This is a genomic window from Paraburkholderia dipogonis, from assembly GCF_042680985.1.
Classification (GTDB): domain Bacteria; phylum Pseudomonadota; class Gammaproteobacteria; order Burkholderiales; family Burkholderiaceae; genus Paraburkholderia; species Paraburkholderia phytofirmans.
The window spans coordinates 19,005-37,880 of the sequence record NZ_JBHUFR010000045.1 but is presented as its reverse complement, the minus strand read 5'-3'; the positions used below and the strand labels follow the sequence as shown (position 1 = coordinate 37,880).

General features: G+C 61.6%; 19 protein-coding genes. 11 read left to right on the top strand and 8 right to left on the bottom strand.

The annotated features are described in order from the left end of the window. Positions 1-209 precede the first annotated feature (209 nt). The 5 genes from ACFSNN_RS38840 to ACFSNN_RS38820 all read right to left on the bottom strand — a co-directional run bounded on the left by ACFSNN_RS38840 (position 210) and on the right by ACFSNN_RS38820 (position 4,309). Entirely contained in the window at positions 210-836 is a 627-nt protein-coding gene (locus ACFSNN_RS38840; protein WP_134465309.1) for a helix-turn-helix domain-containing protein, read from the bottom strand. Between the two features lie 277 nt (positions 837-1,113). Beyond that, positions 1,114-1,629: an HAD domain-containing protein gene (locus ACFSNN_RS38835; protein WP_134465310.1), complete on the bottom strand. Its 516-nt coding sequence runs from the start codon at positions 1,627-1,629 to the stop codon at positions 1,114-1,116. Between the two features lie 10 nt (positions 1,630-1,639). Beyond that, the gene (locus ACFSNN_RS38830; protein WP_134465311.1) at positions 1,640-1,837 is read right to left on the bottom strand and encodes a hypothetical protein; all 198 of its coding nucleotides are present in this window, start codon (positions 1,835-1,837) and stop codon (positions 1,640-1,642) included. A 971-nt stretch (positions 1,838-2,808) separates the two neighbouring features. Continuing rightward, entirely contained in the window at positions 2,809-3,072 is a 264-nt protein-coding gene (locus tag ACFSNN_RS38825) for a helix-turn-helix domain-containing protein (protein ID WP_134465312.1), read from the bottom strand. 388 nt (positions 3,073-3,460) lie between these two features. After that, the gene (locus tag ACFSNN_RS38820) at positions 3,461-4,309 is read right to left on the bottom strand and encodes a DNA adenine methylase (RefSeq protein WP_134465313.1); all 849 of its coding nucleotides are present in this window, start codon (positions 4,307-4,309) and stop codon (positions 3,461-3,463) included. A 202-nt stretch (positions 4,310-4,511) separates the two neighbouring features. Between ACFSNN_RS38820 and ACFSNN_RS38815 the strand changes: the two genes are divergently transcribed. Then, entirely contained in the window at positions 4,512-4,937 is a 426-nt protein-coding gene (locus ACFSNN_RS38815; protein ID WP_134465314.1) for a hypothetical protein, read from the top strand. 592 nt (positions 4,938-5,529) lie between these two features. Here ACFSNN_RS38815 and ACFSNN_RS41415 read toward each other — a convergent pair. Next, entirely contained in the window at positions 5,530-6,045 is a 516-nt protein-coding gene (locus tag ACFSNN_RS41415) for an HAD domain-containing protein (RefSeq protein WP_465263096.1), read from the bottom strand. 520 nt (positions 6,046-6,565) lie between these two features. Between ACFSNN_RS41415 and ACFSNN_RS38810 the strand changes: the two genes are divergently transcribed. After that, the gene (locus ACFSNN_RS38810; protein WP_377689167.1) at positions 6,566-7,342 is read left to right on the top strand and encodes a metallophosphoesterase; all 777 of its coding nucleotides are present in this window, start codon (positions 6,566-6,568) and stop codon (positions 7,340-7,342) included. Positions 7,343-8,308: 966 nt separating this feature from the next. Then, complete coding sequence (locus tag ACFSNN_RS38805; protein WP_134465315.1) at positions 8,309-9,229, top strand: DMT family transporter; 921 nt, start codon at positions 8,309-8,311, stop codon at positions 9,227-9,229. A gap of 54 nt (positions 9,230-9,283) precedes the next feature. Here the strand turns inward: ACFSNN_RS38805 and ACFSNN_RS38800 are convergent, their stop codons facing one another. Then, the gene (locus tag ACFSNN_RS38800) at positions 9,284-10,582 is read right to left on the bottom strand and encodes an MFS transporter (protein WP_208949629.1); all 1,299 of its coding nucleotides are present in this window, start codon (positions 10,580-10,582) and stop codon (positions 9,284-9,286) included. Between the two features lie 177 nt (positions 10,583-10,759). Here ACFSNN_RS38800 and ACFSNN_RS38795 point away from each other — a divergent pair, with 177 nt between their 5' ends. The 8 genes from ACFSNN_RS38795 to mdcH are packed head-to-tail and all read left to right on the top strand — an operon-like array spanning position 10,760 to position 17,778. Next, positions 10,760-11,533, top strand: a complete 774-nt coding sequence (locus tag ACFSNN_RS38795) for a GntR family transcriptional regulator (protein WP_134465317.1) — start codon at positions 10,760-10,762, stop codon at positions 11,531-11,533. Positions 11,534-11,541: 8 nt separating this feature from the next. Continuing rightward, complete coding sequence (mdcA, locus tag ACFSNN_RS38790) at positions 11,542-13,224, top strand: malonate decarboxylase subunit alpha (RefSeq protein ID WP_377747547.1); 1,683 nt, start codon at positions 11,542-11,544, stop codon at positions 13,222-13,224. A 2-nt stretch (positions 13,225-13,226) separates the two neighbouring features. Further along, positions 13,227-14,150, top strand: coding sequence for a triphosphoribosyl-dephospho-CoA synthase (locus ACFSNN_RS38785; RefSeq protein ID WP_134465318.1), 924 nt, complete (start codon positions 13,227-13,229; stop codon positions 14,148-14,150). Next, positions 14,138-14,452 carry a malonate decarboxylase subunit delta gene (locus ACFSNN_RS38780; RefSeq protein ID WP_012426696.1) on the top strand — a complete coding sequence of 105 codons (315 nt, stop codon included), beginning with the start codon at positions 14,138-14,140 and terminating at the stop codon, positions 14,450-14,452. The genes ACFSNN_RS38785 and ACFSNN_RS38780 overlap by 13 nt, the downstream gene beginning before the upstream one ends. Further along, positions 14,449-15,333, top strand: a complete 885-nt coding sequence (locus ACFSNN_RS38775) for a biotin-independent malonate decarboxylase subunit beta (protein ID WP_134465319.1) — start codon at positions 14,449-14,451, stop codon at positions 15,331-15,333. The genes ACFSNN_RS38780 and ACFSNN_RS38775 overlap by 4 nt, the downstream gene beginning before the upstream one ends. Continuing rightward, a complete protein-coding gene (mdcE, locus tag ACFSNN_RS38770) occupies positions 15,330-16,148 on the top strand; it encodes a biotin-independent malonate decarboxylase subunit gamma (RefSeq protein ID WP_134465320.1) in 819 nt (272 codons plus the stop codon). The genes ACFSNN_RS38775 and mdcE overlap by 4 nt, the downstream gene beginning before the upstream one ends. Next, positions 16,148-16,846: a malonate decarboxylase holo-ACP synthase gene (locus ACFSNN_RS38765; protein WP_134465321.1), complete on the top strand. Its 699-nt coding sequence runs from the start codon at positions 16,148-16,150 to the stop codon at positions 16,844-16,846. Before mdcE ends, ACFSNN_RS38765 begins: the two co-directional genes overlap by 1 nt. Beyond that, on the top strand, positions 16,846-17,778 hold the full coding sequence (mdcH, locus tag ACFSNN_RS38760; protein WP_134465322.1) for a malonate decarboxylase subunit epsilon: 933 nt from the start codon (positions 16,846-16,848) through the stop codon (positions 17,776-17,778). The genes ACFSNN_RS38765 and mdcH overlap by 1 nt, the downstream gene beginning before the upstream one ends. A gap of 30 nt (positions 17,779-17,808) precedes the next feature. Here mdcH and ACFSNN_RS38755 read toward each other — a convergent pair whose 3' ends face one another. Beyond that, positions 17,809-18,747: a LysR family transcriptional regulator gene (locus tag ACFSNN_RS38755; RefSeq protein WP_134465323.1), complete on the bottom strand. Its 939-nt coding sequence runs from the start codon at positions 18,745-18,747 to the stop codon at positions 17,809-17,811. Positions 18,748-18,876: the final 129 nt, after the last annotated feature.

The window sequence follows — 18,876 nt, the reverse complement described above, 5'->3', positions numbered from 1 at the left end:
GTGCACAGCATCGATATGAAGAAGTTGAATCTCTCGGAGTTGCTGTTTCATCACCGAAGCTAGTCATGCCTCACCTAGAGTAGAAATTCTACCAATCGACAGATGGAATGCTCGCATAGGCCGACGCCCAAAGCTGGCCATCGTCCTTTCTGGCACCGGACTTTGGGGGATAGGCGCAAAAGTCCAGGCTTCGTCCGGCTAACAGAACTTTATTCATTTTCGCCCTCGTGCCGTTGACGCTTTGGGAGGTCCTCAATTTCAGCATCGTAAAGACCCGCGCGCTCCGATGCTTCCATCATTTGCTGTAGGCCCGCTCTTTGTCGAACACGCATTTTCTCCCGGTACACACGGAGGGCAGACGTCGGTATGCGTCGAATCCGACCACCACCAGTCTTATCGATGCGACTCGGGAGCTTGCCGTCGTCGATGAGGCTCCTAACGAATGTACGCGACACGCCAAGGAATTGCGCGGCAGCCTCGAGCGAGAGATCTTCGGTCACCGCCGATCCCCTTACGCCGCAATCAGGGATCAGTTCAGCAGTAACGTTGCGCCAGGCACCACCGCCGCCAATAATCGTCGCGACGCAGCCGAACACGTACTCTGCATCACTGTTGTATCCATTCAAACCGACGAGTTCATAAATTCGACCGCTCGCTGTACGTCCTCGACGGGCGGCCCCGTCTAGCTCCACTATCTCGGTACTTACGCGACCATCCTGAGACTCCCGACTGAATCCGACAAAAAACCTTTTTCCGTTCTCGAATTCGCGTATCGACCAGTGTTCCAGATAGACAACCCCTGGGCCCTCACCTGGCGGATGTATATATAAACTCATCGGGCCTCCACTTGTACAGCATGGTTGCTATTTGGGCGACTTAACCCGGCGTCGCGCTTCGTATAGCTCGTCTCTCAGTGCTCGTTTGAACGCTCGGCCGAGCTCTGCGCTCGACATAGTCATCACCGCCACAAACGCGCGCGGAGTTATCACATCGATAATGGGTTCAAGACCCGCGTCGATTGCGTCGTTAAGTCCTTTGCGCAAACGCAGCTTGCGCTTCGCGCCAAGGTGTTGCCTATGAGGCCTGCGAGGCGCCTTTTTCTTCACCCTCGCCTCACTCGTCGCCACCGCAGCCAGGCAAGTCTCCAAAGTACTGAATGAGCCGGCGACGAAACTGTTCTACTACGGCGGGATCGCCGAGCCCCACTTCTGTCTGACAGTGAACGAGCTGATCCCGAAACGCTTCGAAGCCATCCGAGCGGTCGTCGACTGCCAACCATCGCAACGGAGCATTCCTCTTCACATAATCGAGCACCTGATCGCCTCGAGGAAGCATGGGCCATAGCCGTGAATCAAAAGTACATCCATCAAACGTTGCGCCTACGATGCGTTCGCGCAACTGCGCTGAAGGGATCGCGTTACGCGTAAACTCTAGCCCCATTACGAGTGCCCAATCACTGGATACAACAATCTCGACATCGGGATACGGGTGCAGCAATTGCTCAAGAACCAGAGCATATTCGAACAACTCAATATGTCCGGGAGCACTGCTCACTACGCCCCTGCCAGACCGACGCGCGACTCCCCGATGGAGCACGCCGTCAATATCGAGAAAGAGAACATTCCGCATCCTTGCTCCTTTACAGCAATCGAAGATCACCCTCACTCTCAAGGGTTTCCCGGTCGTTCGTCCGGCCATCGAAAAGTCTTCTGCTGACGCTCTCACGCGTCTTCCGGCCGGAAAATCCTTCATCCGGACGACGAACGCTGCTGCGCTGAACCATCAAGGTCTTCAGTGCCATTTCGGGGCGCAAATCCGAAGCCATCTGTAGCTTCATTGGACTTCCAAGGCATATGCCAGAATACGTTGGTTACAGCCTTCTGAAGGACTGAGTCCGACCCGGTATCGGCTCAGAAATCGCTGACACGCCGGGGGGCTCCGACGACACCCCTCCGCGCCGCCAACCCATCTTGGGCCGTCAGGTTTCTCTCCAGTCTCTTGTGCGCTCACCGACGGTATCAGTATGTCTCACTTCGTCCATCAACTCAATATATATATTGAATTGATGGACGAAGGACTGCGACGTAGAGCTTTGCGGCTTGTAGGGTTCAACGCACGTCCGCACGCTCCGAAATTGCGAAGCGCGAACCGTACTGGAATCAGGCTGGTTGAGCAGGTCGCCACTCATCGACGAGACTATCTCCCCGAGCCGACTTAGCTCAGCATGCTGGCCGTTCAGCTTGCACTTAACAGCGAAATCAGGACAGGCGGAAGGTTCCGGAAGTAAATCTGCTTCGCAGATGTCGTGGATGCGGTGGCGGCGTTCGACGCCGTTTCCCGACAAACCATAAGAACGCCTTGGTGGATTCAAACAATGCAGGGGCGAGATCACCGAATTTTTCGCCAGCCGTCACTTCGCCGCGCCATCTGATGGCGCCTGCGGGTTCGCTTGGGAACCGCATTGAGCCAAACAACGGCACCGACGGCGGTCGACCCCTTTGCGAACTATTATGTGGATCAGATGACCAGGTACCTCTGCATCACGCGCAGCGCAACGACATAGAAGTGGCCGACTCCAGGCTGGAAGCGCCGGCCCACGGTGAATTCGAGTACTGTGCCGCGTCGAAGCTGCGACCTGCACGTGAAGTGGCGAGAGAATACAGGCGCGAGCGGATGTCAGCAACCAGCCAGAAACGCAAAGCCGGGATAGCTGGGCAACCTGTAACGTGACGAGCGAGACACAAGCTTCGGGCAAAGGTCGATTGGTGGGGTCATCATGAACCCGAGACGCCAACCCGAAAAAATCCTTCAGGCTGCGGGCTTCCGCTTCTTGCGTTTCGGAGACATCGCCGCCATGAGAGTTTCCGCCTCGAGGAGAATCGAGGAGAGCGGCCGTTCAAACTGGGCTGCAATGACCAGCAGCGTGTCCAGCGAGACGTTGACGCGTCCAAGCTCCAGAAGCGAAAGGTACTGGCTAGTAATCTCGCAGCGGGAGGCCAGCTCATTTTGCGTGAGGTTGAGTTCCCGGCGCAAGGATCGGATAACCTTGCCGATGGGCGGACGGTCGATCATTACCAACCTTCTGGCGAAATTCCAGAGTGTCAGTGAACAGGCGAAATCTCTCAACAATATATATGTTGAATTTTCGCTTGGCGTCAATTGATAACAAGCCTGTAGCCCGTTAAGGTCCGCCCAGCAAGGCTCGTGTCGTTTCCACGCCGACCGGTTTAGGCAGAAAAAATCCTGCGCGCGATGTTATCAATTCGGCAAAGAATGCAGGCACGACTAGCGCCGGTTCCGTCGGAGTTGCCAAAGGGAATCGTGATGTCGTGGTAGCGTCAACTGCCGTCCAATCCCACGAGTAGCGCTCTTTGAAGAGCGAGGCACATCGCGCACGCATAACGATCATCTGCGGCGCCAAGTCTGGACCCACGCGAACGCAATCGGTCAACGCCGCCGGCTACTGGCTTCCGAAAACTGCCAGGAGTTCTTTGACATTGCCACGAGAACCGGCCGCTGCGCTTACTGAACGACGCGCGGGAAAGGTCAATATGTTTGCCCCCTCGTAGAGTTCATATGCGGCCACGCAATCGTGGTTCGAAATTGCAACCGGAATACCTCGCTGCGCGAGCTCCCTCGCTAGGTCTGCGAGTTCACGCTGGCGGTCCATTCCGAACCCTGCTGCCCCGTATCCCCGGAAGCTCGGGCTGTCATCGCGGTCCAGATACGGCGGATCGCAATAGACAACGTCGCCTGGCTGGGCCGACCGCACGAGATCAGCGAAGTCGCCGTGTACGAACGTCGCCCGCTGCGCCTTGCGGGCGAAAGAAAGGATTTCTTCTTCAGGAAGCCCAGGAACCCGTACCGGGTTCCCATAGGGTACGTTGAACTGGCCCGAGCGGTTGTATCGACACAGACCATTGAATCCAAATTTATTCAGGTAAAGAAACTGCGCCGCACGCGTGAGGACGTCGCCCTCACTGTTGAAGGCGCGGCGCACGTCCACGTAACGCTCCCGGCTACGATATTGCTCATCAAAGAATTCCAAGGCTACCGCGATAAATTCTTGGGGTTGCTCCGCCACGACGCGATATAGCTCGACCAGGTGCTTGTTGCTATCTCCGAGAAAGTATTGCTCGAAGCCTTCTGTGTTTAAGAATACGGCGCCTCCGCCAACGAAGGGCTCGATGAGTCGCTGTCCCGCTGGAAGCTCGGGAATGATGTTTGAAAGCAGGCGGGACTTACCGCCCACCCATTTAAGGAACGGCCGTGTGGCCTTAGCCGCCTGGGGCACTGGATGATTTCGCATCCAGTGTCAAGCAAATGAGGTTTAGCCCGCCTCTTCCCTTAGGATTCCCGCGTCGGTAGTGGCCACCCTCCTCTCACGCCGCCCCGACTGGGCCGCACCGTTATTTGCATCGACGTGGGAGTGCATTTCCGTCTGCTGCACGGATAAACCTTGCATCTATATGTTTCAACGGCAAAACATAACCACCCCGGAGAAACTGAAAATGAACGACATTGGATTCGCTGACCACGAGGAAACACTTGAATTTGCGATGATTGCTGCAGTCAACCTCATTGCGGACATGGACGAATCCCTGCCAGACGGCTCAGCCACCGTCGTACCTGAACACATCCTGCAGGCGCTCGATAAATCAGCGCCCTTGCTAATGTCGGAAGTCACTCAGTATGGTTTGTGGGGGGAGCTACTGTCACATATCGGCGACTATGGTCTTCTGCGACAGCTCGTTGCCGACTGGGTCGACCTCGAGGGCTTCCTCGATTGCGGCCGGCGAGTGTTCTTCGAGGACCTTCTCTATGCACTTGAGGCTGAAAACTGGAAAACATCTCGCCCGACGTTTCACGCTCTGTTCCTGTCAATCGTGCCAGTGATACGACCCAGGCTGGAGGCCATGTACGCAATCCCGTGGTGAGATGACGGCCCGCCGTCGCGAGAGAAAACATCTGTTGGAGTGTCCGATTCGGGCCGCTCGTCGACGTGCAACTTATCCCCAGTTTTTGTGAGCAAGTCTGTGGATATCTCTCCCAGGAGCACCTTAAGCCATTGATCCAACGAGAAAGACCGCGTGTGCACCATGCAAGGGGGCACCCGGTCCGCGACGGCATCTTGTCGCTGCTGACAGCAGCGATAGACAACGTCAGCCCCGTGTCGAGCGGAGCGCTCGCGTTTCGCCGCCTGCGTCGGAATTTTGCGCACGATGCTGACCACGTCATCGCTCTCGTCTACTGGACCAAAGCCTGGGCGAGGAATAATGGCGGCAGCAACTGCGGTATGTGCGACACCCATTTGATGATCGTATCTAGGCGCGCCTCCGCCTCGTTACGAGCCTTTCCACACCGGACCTGGAGATATAAAAGTGTCGCGGTCACTGACTTTGCATACAGACCCTCCCGCTGCTCATTTACGGAAGTCAACTCGTCTGACGCACGGTGCCACATACTAAAGCGGGAGTCGATGTCGGCGACAGCCGCCGACGATATTTCAGGGCGTGGCAACGCAACCGTTCAAAGAAAGCGCGTTGTAATTTCGACATCATTGCGAGATATCTGTTTGGCGTGTTTTGCCAACCACGCTTTCACCAAACTCTGTGCGTTGGCTGACGAGAGCGCCTCTCCTTTGCGCATGCAAGCGAAGTTGTGCTCGAAGTCGTTCGGCACTTCGAATGCTCCGTCGTGGAGTGCAATCCAGTTTCCGATTCGGTTCCGTTGCGCGTGTTCAATGACCGATCGCGGATCAGATGTCCCACCCCGCACATCCCGATGACAAGGAGACACGGCATAGGCGCACGTAACAACCCGCCTTAGGACGACCTTTGGAAGAAGCCGATTAATTTCTTCGATACTCAACCAATGTAACCAGACACTCGTCAACACAAGTTGGACAGACGGATACGGCTCCAGCATCTGGGCAAGGACGAACGCGAAGTCCAGAAGCGACACAAGCTGCCCTTTCCTGACCAACCCGGGCAAGTTCAGGTAGATAGTTGGTGCTTCAGAATCGAACGGCAACGCAAACAACATCGCTCCCCCAAAATCGCTAGGTTCGAACCCCCTCGTTCCACGTACGACACATTCCCGATGTGCGCCTGATGTGGGGTACCTCGCCCCACGGAAAAAGGGGACCGATATGCCCTACCGTGCGGCACCCTTGACGGAGTATGCGATATCGCGGAGCATAATTCAACATATATATTGAATTTCGCTCCGCCGCTCCCCTTTGTTTGCAACACAGCAAGCGCAGGATTGGACGGCGACGTCCGACGGGTGGTCAAAGAACCTCACCATCTGACTCCAACCAGAAACCCGTCGCCGGAAGCACGCCAATGGAAGTCGTGCACTAGTTCAGCGTGGCCTTTTGGCATCGGCGCGTGCTGGAGATCCCTCCCACGCCAGCAGGTAATGACAGGGCTACCGAAAGGATCCTGCACTGCTTTTTGATACGCCGACGGGATCAGATCCACGGGAGTTCATCGGATACAATTCAATATATATATTGAATTTGTTCGACTATCTCGCCTGCGCGACCGGAGGACTGCTAGAGATGAAATTACAGATAGCGTCGGATTTACACATAGAGCGATTGCGAATCAAGGCCCGTTTTGGGGGCCTAACGCCTGCCGCGAAAGCGGACGCGCTCGTGCTTGCCGGGGATATCCATCGCGGCGAAACGGCAGTAACGATGTTCGCCGACTGGCCGGTTCCTGTGATCTATGTGTTGGGCAACCACGAGTACTACGGGTCTCGTATCGGTGACCTGGAGATCCGAGTGAAGCAGCTTGCCCAAGGAACAATGGTGCAGGTGCTCGTTTGCGATGAATTGCAACTTAACGGGATTCGGTTTCTCGGGTGCACCCTTTGGTCGGACTTCAGGTTGAACCGAGCCCACAGGAAGTCAATGGCGCAGGCCGCATCCTCGCCGGATTTCGCACGAATCTTGAACAGATCCGGAAGGCCACTTAGTCCCGAAGACGTTGTTTCGGAGCATCGTATGGCGACGAGCTGGCTACATGCGCAACTGACCCGTCCTTTCAGGGGGCCGACAGTCGTGGTCACCCATCATGCTCCGCATTGCCGCTCTCTGAACGAGCGTTTCCGACGGACGCTTGCGGCTGCAAGCTTTGCGAGCGATCTGACGCATATCATCCCTGGCGCGGACCTTTGGATTCATGGGCACGTTCACTCATCGTCCGACTATCGGGAACATGGCCGGAAGATAATCTGCAACCCTCGGGGCCGTCCTTTACCAGGAGTCGATGGCTGTTCTGTGGCTGGCACAAACCGGCAGTTCAGCCCAGATCTTATCTATGAGGTTCGCTAACTACTCTTCGGAGGATGGCGGGTCTCAATTTTTCAGAACATGTCACGGAGGCCAAGGAGCGAAGCGGGAGACTTTGCGGCGACACCCTGCTGAAGTAACGTCGAGCCTTAGGGCTGAGAATCTGCGCTCGGCGAGCTTTGTCGACACGGTTTGTTCCGCCCCAGCTTAATGGACGATCGCTGGGTTGGTCGCCCGACAGAAAATCGGTCGCTGGCACCGGATATACATGAATTGATTCAGGCGTGTTGAGCGCCGGAGCTGTTCCGATTTCCGCTCATCGCCACGGTGGGTCCGGAAGAATGCCGGTCCGTCGTCAGCGGACACCCCCCGGTGGCGAGACTTCGACGAGTGTCTGCGAATCGTCGACTCGAGGGGAATCGCCGCGTAATCGGCCTTGAGCCATCGCAAAAGTGGGCTCGGCCAACTTTTCCTGTTTTGGCCGATTTGCTTTCACGCGCCCCCTATGAAATCAAGTAGTTAGAGGGGGAAAAAACGAAGCCACTTTTTCATGTTTTTCTTAAAGCGTTGCCAACTTTTGCTTTTGCCAAAGCCCCGTCCTGCGCGCTTTACAACTCACTGTCGAGGTATCGCCCCGCGCAACCATTGCGACGGTCTCCTCGTGTCTCTGCCAAATCGCTCTACTTTCCTCTCGAATCGCGTACAGAGTATTCGGAGCGACAAGTCATCAAGATTCCGTCTAGAGGCCGCCCAATCAGCATCTTCAACCTGAAGAACGCGTTCACGACAATCCGTACCCTATGTGTCGGCCGCCGCAATTTATCAATTTTTCTTATGAGATTTTTAAATTTTATTCGCTTGTACTTATCGATTCTCCACGCGAAACTTCGGTGACCCACGTGGCAACGCGACCGCTTGATCGAGGAGTTCAGTGCGGAAGCCGCCAGCTTTTCGCGTTTTTGATGCCATCTTTTCGAATATTTTTCACGATTCGCGGAGCCGTTGCGCATGTCCCTCACCCAACGTCAACAAGGCGCCATCACGCTGGCCAGCGGCGGGCTTCTGATGGGCACGCTCGGCATCTTCGTCGAGGAAGCGCGGCTCGGCGCGCTCACACTCGTATTCTTTCGCTGCCTGTTCGGCTTTCTCTCGCTCGCCGCGTATTGCGCGTGGCAAGGCTTCTTCACGCGCGCGCATTTCACGCGGCGCACCGTCGCGCTGGCGCTGATTTCGGGCGTGCTGATGGTCACGCAGTGGGTCGGTTTCTTCGACGCGATTCATCGCACCAGCATCGCGGTGGCAACCGTGGTGTTTCACGTGCAGCCGTTCTGGGTCGTGCTGATCGGCGCGGCGTTGTTCAACGAGCGGCTCGGCATGGACCGGCTCGGCTGGATTGCGACTGCTTTTGTGGGACTCGTGCTCGCGTCGGGCGTCGCGGCCACGGAGAATCTACAGGGTCATACGAGCTATCTGATCGGGATCGGCGAAGCGCTGGTGGGGTCGGTGCTGTACGCGAGCGTCACGCTGATCGCCAAAGGACTCGGCAACTTGCGGCCGCATCTGCTGACGCTCGCGCAGTGCGCGGTCGGTGTGGTGTGCCTGCCGTTTATCGCGCCGCTCACCGCCGTGCATATCGGACCGATGCAGTGGTTCTGGCTGGTCGGCATGGGCGTGCTGCATACGGGGCTTTCGTATGTGCTGATTTACGGCGCGTTGCCCAAGCTGAGCACGCCGATCATCGCCGTGCTGCTGTTCGTGTATCCGCTGACGGCAATCGTGGTCGATGCGCTCGTGTACGGACGGACATTGTCAATGTTGCAGCTGGCGGGCATGGTACTGATCGTGGTGGCGAGTCTGGGGGTGAATCTCGGCTGGCCGTTGCTTTCGGTGCTGCGGCCAGGCGGACGGGTGCGGCGGCAGGTGGATTGACAGGTCGCCGCACGCCCAACGCGCGCGCGACCCTCTTCGCTCAAGCTGCCAACCTCACTGCGGCAACACCTCGCCCCGCGTCTCCGGCGCAAACGGAATGATGAACAGCCCGACGACAAACGCGAGCGCCGTCAACGCCACCGGCACCCCGAGCGTATGCATATGCAGCACCGCCGCGCCGAGTAGAAAGTTGACGCCCGCGCCGACGAACCGCCCGAACGACGTGCAGAACGCGAAGGCCGTCGCCCGCACGCGAGTTTCGAACTGCTCCGGCAGCCACAAGCTGAACAGCGCGAAATTGCCGCCGAAGAAGCCCAGCACGAAGAGCCACGCAACGAACGGCGCGAGCCCATTCGGCAAATAAAACGCCCAGCCGAAACTGCCGACGATCGCCACCGCCATGCCGAGGAAGTAGATCGCCAGCGTCTTCTTGCGGCCGATGCGCTCAGCGAGCGGCGGCAGCGCGAGACAGCCGAGGATCGTCGCGATCGACAACAACCCCGTAGCCAGCGAAGCAGTTCTGATCGCGTCGTTCTTCGCCATGCCGGCCTTGGTCGCCAGCTGAATCACGGCGGACGGCTCGTACACCGCGCCCGCCCACAGCCCGATGATGGCGATCGTCAGCAGAATGCACGCGACCCAGGTGCGGCGCCGATAAGCCGGCCCCATGATCTCGCGCAGCGGCTTGGTGCGCACGGTGCTAGCCTCTGCCTTCTCCCACTTCTCCGACTCCTTCACGCGCAAGAGAACCAGAATCGCGACCACCACCGGCACCGCGCCGGTCAGGAACATGGCGCGCCAGCCGTAATGCACGCCGACTGTGTAATTCAACGCCGCGGCGAGGAAGAACCCGGCGTAGTAACCCGTTTGCAGATAACCGGCGCCCATCTTGCGGCGATCCTCCGGCCACGCTTCGGCCACATAAGTCCCGGCCAGCGCCCACTCGCCGCCGATGCCGACGCCCGCAATAAAGCGATAGATACCGAGTTCCCACACGTTGTGCGAGGTCGCCGCCAGTCCCGTGAAAATGGCGAACGTGAAGATCGTGCCGGCCAATACCTTGGTGCGGCCGTAGCGGTCGGCAAGCGGCCCCCAGATGAACGACAACCCCCACCCGACCAGGAAGAGCGCGAACAGGATCGAGCCGGCCAGCCCGACGTTCGCCGGCGTCGCCGCATAGCCCGAGCGCGGCAGCAATTCAGTCAGAGCGGGCGTCAATACGAGCGCGTAGATGAACGAATCCATCCCGTCGAGCGTCCAGCCTGCCCACGCTCCCCAAAAACCTGCGATCTGCGAACGATTGAGCGGCGTGCGGCGCCGCGTGACCGACGTGCGGTCGGTGAGTGAATTCATCATGCTCCTCCGGTCCAACAGTTGGCATACGTGACAGGAACGACGAGATAGCGCGTTTGCGATGAACGGCAGCGCCTTTGCACGACCGCTCAGCGGCTTTCGTGCAATGAACGGTGAAGATCTTTCCGGGTTTGCCCGCGTTTAATTGCAGAATTTTTATATATAATATTTGATATCATGAGCGACGCAATAGATGGTTTTCCCCTGGACGCCCCGGCGCGCACCCCGCTTTTACCCGCGGCGGCGCCGCGTGAGAGCACGTCCCGCGTGATCGCGGAGGCGCTGCGTGCGGCGATTGTCGACGGCACGCTGGCGCCCGGCGCGCCGCTGCGGCAGGACGCGATCGCGCGGCATTTTTCGGTCAGCGCAATTCCCGTGCGCGAAGCGCTACGTCAGTTGGAGAGCGAAGGCTGGGCCAAAGCCGCCGTGCATAAGGGCGCAACCGTCGCGCCTTTGTCGGCGGAAGAAGCGCGCGAAATTTACGAAATCCGTTCCGCGCTGGAGAGTCTCGCCATCGGGCTCGCGATTCCCAGGCACACGGCCGCCACGTTGCGCGAGTCCGCCAGCCTGTGCCGCGCCGCCGAACTCGAGGCGAACCCATCGCTTTACGTCGCGCGCAATGTGGCGTTTCACATGAGCCTGTACGCGCCCGCTGCCCGTCCGCAGCTCGAGGAGATGATCGGCACGCTGCATCGCCGCGGTGAACGGTATCTGCGTCTGAAGTTCGGCTTGCCGTCGTACAAGGGCGCGTCCGACAATGAACACGCCGCGCTGCTCGACGCAGTGGAACGCCGCGACATTCCCGCCGCACAAGAACTGGTCGTCGCGCATCTGCTGGGCACGGGCGACCTGCTTTATCGATTCCTCACCGAACGCGCGCAGGCCGAAGCCGTGCTTGCGGATCAACCCAAGCCGCGCGGCAGACGCCCGCGCGCCACCACCGGGAGCTGACTAAGCCGATGAACCGACCCGCCGAAGCCGCTGCGTCCGCAGTATCGACACCCACCGCCGCCCGTTCGTGGACCACCCGCCGCGACGAAAAGAACCGTCGCCTCGCCGCCATTGCACCCTGGCTCAAAGACGGCGTGCTGCCGCCGGAGCGCATCGTCGACGCGCTCGAAACGCTGATTCAGCCGGGCGATCGCGTCGCCCTCGAAGGCGACAACCAGAAGCAGGCGGATTTCCTCTCCCGCTCGTTCGCCAAGGTCGATCCGCAAAAGATTCACGACGTGCATCTGCTGATTTCGAGCATCGGCCGCCCCGAGCATCTGACGCTGTTCGAGCGCGGCATCGCGCATAAGGTCGACTTCTCGTTTGCCGGCCCGCAAAGCCTGCGGGTCGCGCAACTGCTCGAAGACGGCCAGCTGGAAATCGGCGCGATCTATACGTACGTCGAGTTGTACGCGCGCATGTTCGTGGATCTGACGCCGCACGTCGCGCTGCTGTGCGCCGAAAAGGCCGACCGTCACGGCAATCTGTACACCGGCGCGAATACCGAAGACACGCCCACCATCGCCGAGGCCGCGGCCTTCCGGCATGGCATCGTGATCGTGCAGGTCAATGAGATCGTCGACGAACTGCCGCGCGTCGACATTCCGGGTTCATGGGTCGACGTGGTCGTGCAGGCGGACCGGCCGTTCGCCGTCGAGCCGCTGTTCACGCGCGATCCGCGCCACATCGGCGACTTGCAGGTGCTGACCGCGATGATGGTGATTCGCGGCATCTACGAGCCCTACGGCGTGAGCTCGCTGAACCACGGCATTGGCTTCGATACGGCCGCGATCGAATTGCTGTTACCCACCTACGGCGAATCGCTCGGCCTGAAGGGCAAGATCTGCCGCAACTGGACGCTCAATCCGCATCCCACCATGATTCCCGCGATCGAATCGGGCTGGGTCGACAGCATCCATTGTTTCGGCAGCGAAGTCGGCATGGAGGCGTATATCGAGGCGCGTCCGGACGTGTTCTTCACCGGCAACGACGGCAGCCTGCGTTCGAACCGCGTGCTGTGCCAACTAGCCGGGCAATACGGCGTCGATCTGTTCATCGGCTCGACCTTGCAGATCGATGCCGACGCGAATTCGTCGACGGTCACGCGCGGGCGTCTCGCCGGCTTCGGCGGTGCGCCGAACATGGGCCACGATCCGCGCGGCCGGCGTCATTCGAGCGAAGCGTGGCTCAAGCTGCTGCGCGACGAGGGTCCTGTATCGCGTGGCCACAAGCTGGTCGTGCAGATGGCCGAGACTTACAAGAAAGGCGGCGAGCCGACCTTCGTCGATGAGCTCGACGCCGTCGCGGTCGGCGCGAAAAGCGGCATGCCGATCGCGCCCGTGATGATCTACGGCGACGACGTCAGCCATGTGGTCACCGAGGAAGGCATCGCGCATCTGCACAAGGCCGAAGGCATCGACGAGCGGCGCGCGGCGATCGCCGCCGTGGCCGGCGTGACGCCGATCGGACTGCGCGCGAAGCCGGAGAAGACGGCGGAGTTGCGCCGGCGCGGCATCGTCGCGTATCCCGAGGATCTCGGCATCCGGCGTGGCGAGGCCAAGCGCTCGCTGCTGGCGGCACGCAGCATCGACGATCTGGTGACGTGGTCGGGCGGCCTGTACGAGCCGCCGGCGCGCTTCAGGAGCTGGTGAGCATGGCGCCCTCTGCTTTGCTCGCGCGAGAAGAAGCGCAGGCGCGCGGCGCTAACGCTGTACCCGCGCTTTCCGACGCGCAACTCGCCCGTTACGCCATCACCGCGCTGATCGACGAAGCCCAGCTCACGCCCAAACCCGCGCTGGTCGACCGGCGCGGCAGCGGCGCGCATCGCGACCTCGACCTCGACATCATGCTGCGCTCGGCGCACGCGCTCGAGCCGACCTTCGCGGCGCTCGCCCGCGCGGCCCGCCGCCGCGGTGAACCGTCCGCGTTGCTGCGCACCGAACTCGCGCAGATCGGGCGCGCCGGCGAAATCGACATGCTCAACGCCACGGGCGGCAGCAACGCGCATCGCGGTGCGATCTGGATCGTCGGCCTGCTGGTCGCGGGGGCTGCGCTGCCCGCGGGCGCCGTGCGTCCGAAAGCAGCGCGGATCAGCACGCGCGCCGCGCAGATCGCCTGCTTCCCGGATCGCTTCGCCGCGCCTTCCGACAGTCACGGCGAACGCGCGCGCCAGCGCTACCAGGTTGGTGGCGCGCGCCGCGAAGCGCAAGACGGCTTCCCGCATGTGATCGACGTGGGCCTGCCCGCGTTGCGCGCGGCGCGTGCGCGAGGCATCGACGAAAACGCCGCGCGCGTCGACGCCCTGCTTTCGATCATGGCCACGCTCGACGACACCTGCCTGCTGCATCGCGCGGGCTTGCACGGTTTGCATGCCGGGCAACACGGCGCGCAACGCGTGCTGGACGCGGGCGGCAGTTCGACGGCCGCGGGCCGTGCCGCGCTCGCCGCGCTCGAACACGAATTGCTGACGCTCAACGCATCGCCCGGCGGCGCAGCCGATCTGCTCGCCGCCACTCTCTTTCTCGACATGCTGGCGCATCACGACACCGACAGGAGCCCCGACTCATGGAACATCTGACTTTCGACTATCCGGCCAAACGCGCCGTCAAGACCCGCGCGCATGTCGGCGTGGTGGGCTCGGGCGATCTGGAAGTGCTGCTTTCGCCCGCCGATCCGGCTAGCGCGCTGACGGCGCACGTGGTCGTGCGCACCAGCGTCGACGGTTACAGCCACATCTGGAAAAGCGTGTTCGACCGCTTTTTCACGCGCTACGATGGCGCCGCACAAATCGAAATCAACGACTTCGGCGCGACGCCCGGCGTGGTGGCGTTGCGCCTCGCCGAAGCCGTCGAAGCCGCCGAACAGGGAGACGACGCATGAATACGGTGGCGACCGCTCAACCCGCGCCGATGTTGCGCGAGAGTTTCATCGAAATGCCGGCGCGCGAGCGCGCCCGCTCGCTGCTGGATGCCGGCACTTTCCGCGAACTGCTCGGCCCGTTCGACAAGATCGAATCGCCGTGGCTGCCGTTGCAAGGCGTCGTCTGCCAGGCGGATGACGGCTGCGTGATCGCGCGCGGCACCATCGACGGCGAGCCCGCCGTGGTGGCCGCGATCGAATCCGCCTTCCAGGGTGGCAGCATCGGCGAAGTGTCGGGCAGCAAGATCGCCGCGGCGCTCGAACTGGCCCTGCGCGACTGCGAACGCGGCAAGATCGTGCGGCCCGTCGTGCTGTTCGAAACCGGCGGCGTGCGGCTTCAGGAAGCCAACCTCGGCCTCGCGGTAATCGCGGAGATTCAGGCGGCGATCGTCGCATTGCGGCGGCATGTGCCGGTGGTCGGTGTGATCGCGGGCATGGTCGGCTGTTTTGGCGGCATGTCGCTGGCGGCCGCGCTGTGTTCGTACCTCGTCGTCACGAAGCAAGGGCGGCTCGGCATGAACGGACCCGAAGTGATCGAGCAGGAAGCCGGCATCGACGAACTCGACGCCAGCGACCGCCGCCGCGTGTGGCAACTGATCGGCGGCGAACAGCGCACGGCGACGGCCCTCGCCGATACATTGGTCGACGACGATGCGGACGCGGTGCGCGCCGCCGTGCGTTCCGCGTTCGAGCAAGGCGTGCCTGCCGCGCATCGCACCGAACAGGTCGACGTGTTCCTCGACCGGCTCGCGCGGATCGATCCCGCCGGCGTCACGCCCGAAAACATGCGTGACGTGTTCAACCGTCAAACGCAAAACGAATCGCGCAAGGAGCAAGCATGAGCGACGCACAACTCAGCCGCGGCGCGCGCTGGTTCCAGGCGCTGGCCGGTGACTCAATCACTCAGGCGCCCGTATTGAGCGGCGACGCGCCGCTCGGCGGCGAGACCGCGCACTACTTCTCGGTCGTGCCCGATCCCGCCAACCGCTTTCCACGCGCGACCGATAACGTGGTCGGCCTCGAACAGGGCTGGCGGCTCGCGCGCGCCGTGCGCGACGCGATGGCGCGCGACGAAGCGAGCGGCACGCGCCGCCCGATCGTCGCGATCGTCGACGTGAAAAGCCAGGCGTACGGCTATCGCGAGGAGATGCTCGGCATTCACCTGGCGTGCGCCGCGGCCGTCGATGCCTACGCCGCCGCGCGCGACGCGGGTCATCCGGTGATCGCGCTGATCGTCGGACCAGCGATGTCGGGTGCGTTCCTCGCGCACGGCTATCAAGGCAATCGCATCGTTGCGCTCGACGCGCCCGGCACCATGGTTCATGCGATGGGCAAAGAAGCCGCCGCACGCGTCACGCGCCGCACGGTTGAAGCGCTCGACGCGCTCGGCGAAACCATCGTGCCGATGTCGTACTCGATGGCGTCGTTCGCCAAACTCGGCCTGCTCGATCAGTTGGTCGAAGGCGTCGATGCCGATGCCCCGGACGCCGCGCAGATCGAGCGCGTGCGCCAGGTGTTGAGCGAGCAGATCCGCAGCGTGCGCGACGATGGCCGCCGCAATCTCGCGCATCGGCTTGAATCCGAGGCGGCGCAGAAAAATCGCGCGGCGTCGATCGAAGTGCGCCGGCGTCTCGCCGAACAATGGGACGCCGTGTGATGCAAGCCTGTGCCGCGCCGCCGTTTGCAATTGACCACGCGTCGTCGTGCGATGCGCGATGGCGGCCGCACGACTTGCTGCGTCTGCAACGCTTGCAAGCATTCGACAATGAACCGTCGTGGGTGCGCGAGGCTTTCGGGCGCGCACCGTATGCGGTCGTCCGACGCGCGCTGGCGGCGGATGGGTTCGTGGCGATCGGTATGCGCGGTATCGGGCGGTCGGAGCGGTACGGCACGTGGGCATCGTCGGCGGATGTGGTGAGCGCCGTGTCGCCGGAAGCTCTTTCACGTAGACCGCTCGCCGGCCGTGATGCATTGCCCGCTTTCGCCGCACTCGCCGCATTGCAAAACGACGCGACCGGCCCGTTGAATGCTTTCGTCTGGGGACCGACCGGCAGCGCTGGTTTCGAGCTGGCGACGCAAGTACCGACGGTGACGGCATCGAGCGATCTCGATCTGCTTATCCGAACGCAGGAAAAACCTCTCACGCGAAACCTCGCGATTGAATTGCTCGACTATCTGCAAGCGCTCGCGCAACGCGTCGGCGTTCGCGTGGACGCGCAACTCGATACGCCCGCCGGCGGCGTGGCGCTGGCCGAATGGGCAGCGGGCAAACCGCGTGTGCTGGCGCGCCACGCGCGCGGCCCGCAACTGATCGCCGATCCGTGGGGCCCCGCGTCTCACGGCGACGACGCCTGATGCTCGCGCTGCTTTTCCCCGGCCAGGGCGCGCAGACCGATGGGTTCCTGCATCGTCTGCCGGAGCATCATGCGGTGCGCGACACGCTCGATGAAGCGTCGCAGGTGCTCGGCGTCGATGTGCTCACTCTGGACACGCCGGACGCCTTGCGCTCGACCGTCGCCGTGCAAATCGGCTTGACGGTTGCAGGCGTGGCGCTTACGCGCGCGCTGACCGCTGAACGGTTCATGCCGGGGATCAGCGCGGGTCTATCGGTCGGCGCGTACCCCGCGGCCGTGAGTTGCGGTGCGATTCATTTTGAAGACGCATTGAAGATGGTGCGCCGCCGCGCAGAATTGATGGAGACCGCGTACCCGTCCGGCTACGGCCTCGCAGCGATATCGGGCTTGACCGAGTATCAAGTGGAAACGCTCGCTGCACGACATGCCGATGAAACACAGCAGCATGTCTATATCGGCAACGTGAACGCGCCGCGCCAGATTGTCATAGCGGGCGCGAATGACGCACTGGACGCTTTTATCAAACGCGCGCTGGCCGCGGGCGCGCGCAAGGCCACGCGTCTCGCGGTGAGCGTGCCGTCGCATTGCGAATTGCTTGCGCAAGCCTCGGACGAACTGGTCGCCTACTCAAAGGACGTGCCCTTTCACGCACCGCAAAGCATCTACGTCGGCAATCGCGGCGGCCGTCCGTTGTATACGGCGGACGCGATCCGCAATGACCTCGCGACCAATATCCGCTACACGGTACGCTGGTTCGACGCACTCACGGTGATGCAGGAAATGGGCGCGCACGTGCTGATCGAAGCGCCGCCGGGCCAGGTCCTGACCGACATTGCGCGCGAATACTTGCCGGAGACCGCTGCGCTCGCCGCCAGCACCTTCTCGTTCGATCGACTCGTGGCCACCGCGCGACGGCGTCTCGACGCGAACTGAATGAGCCGCTTTCGTGTTCATCAGCATGCCTCAGCGTTTCTCGATCAACTGCCGCCCCATCGCCTTCGCATACTGATCGCACGCGTTACGCGCGACCCGTGATGCCGCGAGCACGCCGACATCGGCATCGTCGCGGTAGTACATCGCGACGTCGATCGGCGGCGGAAGCGGGCGCACCTGCAATTGCCCCAATTCCCCATTGCTCAGATAAGGCTCGACGAATAGCGCGGGCACCGCCGCGATTCCATAGCCGTCGCGCAGCAGTTTCACGATCACCGCTACCGACGGCATGCAGGTCACCTGAGTCTGCGCGAGCGGCACACCGGCGCGCTTCGCGAGCGCCTGCACGATCGCGTCGACGGCGACTTGCGGCGCGGTGCCACGGCCGAATGTCAGCACGGGTTTGCTCAACACCGTCTGCACATGTTTCGCACGGCTGGCCGGAATCAGATCGCTGCGCGCGATCCAGCGCACGGGATAGCTCGCCAGCAAGGTCGACACGATCGACGCCTCATGCTCCGCCGTTTCTTCCACCTGAATCACCAGGTCCAGTTCGCCCGCGCGCAGACGCGGGCCGAGTATCGCGCTCGAATCGACCGTGAGGTCCACGACGATGCGCTTGTACTCGAGGTTCAGCATCCGGATGTAGTCCGGCAGCCAGCTATGCACCACCGTCTCGATCACGCCGAGGCGCAAACGCGTCGCCACTTGCGTCTCGTCCTGCGCGGCCAGTTGCAGCGAGCGCGTGGCCTGCACCACCGAGCGCGCATGCGCGAGCAGCCGCTCGCCATTCGCCGTGAGCTGAAATTCCGCGGCATCGCGTTCGATCAACTCGACGCCCAACTCCGCTTCGAGTGTCTTGATGCGCAGTGAAATCGCCGCGGGCGTCGCGTGCATGGCGGCGGCGGTCGCGCGAAAACTGCCCAGGCGGGCGAGCGTCAGAAACGTTTCGACAAAGCGGGTATTCATGGCGGAGCTCTCACAAATGCGGCGGGTTGCACGCGATCATCGCCGTAAACGGGCCACGGCGGGCCACGGCGGGCCACGGCGGGCCACGGCGGGCCACGGCGGGCCACGGCGCTGTTAAGTTTAATTTAA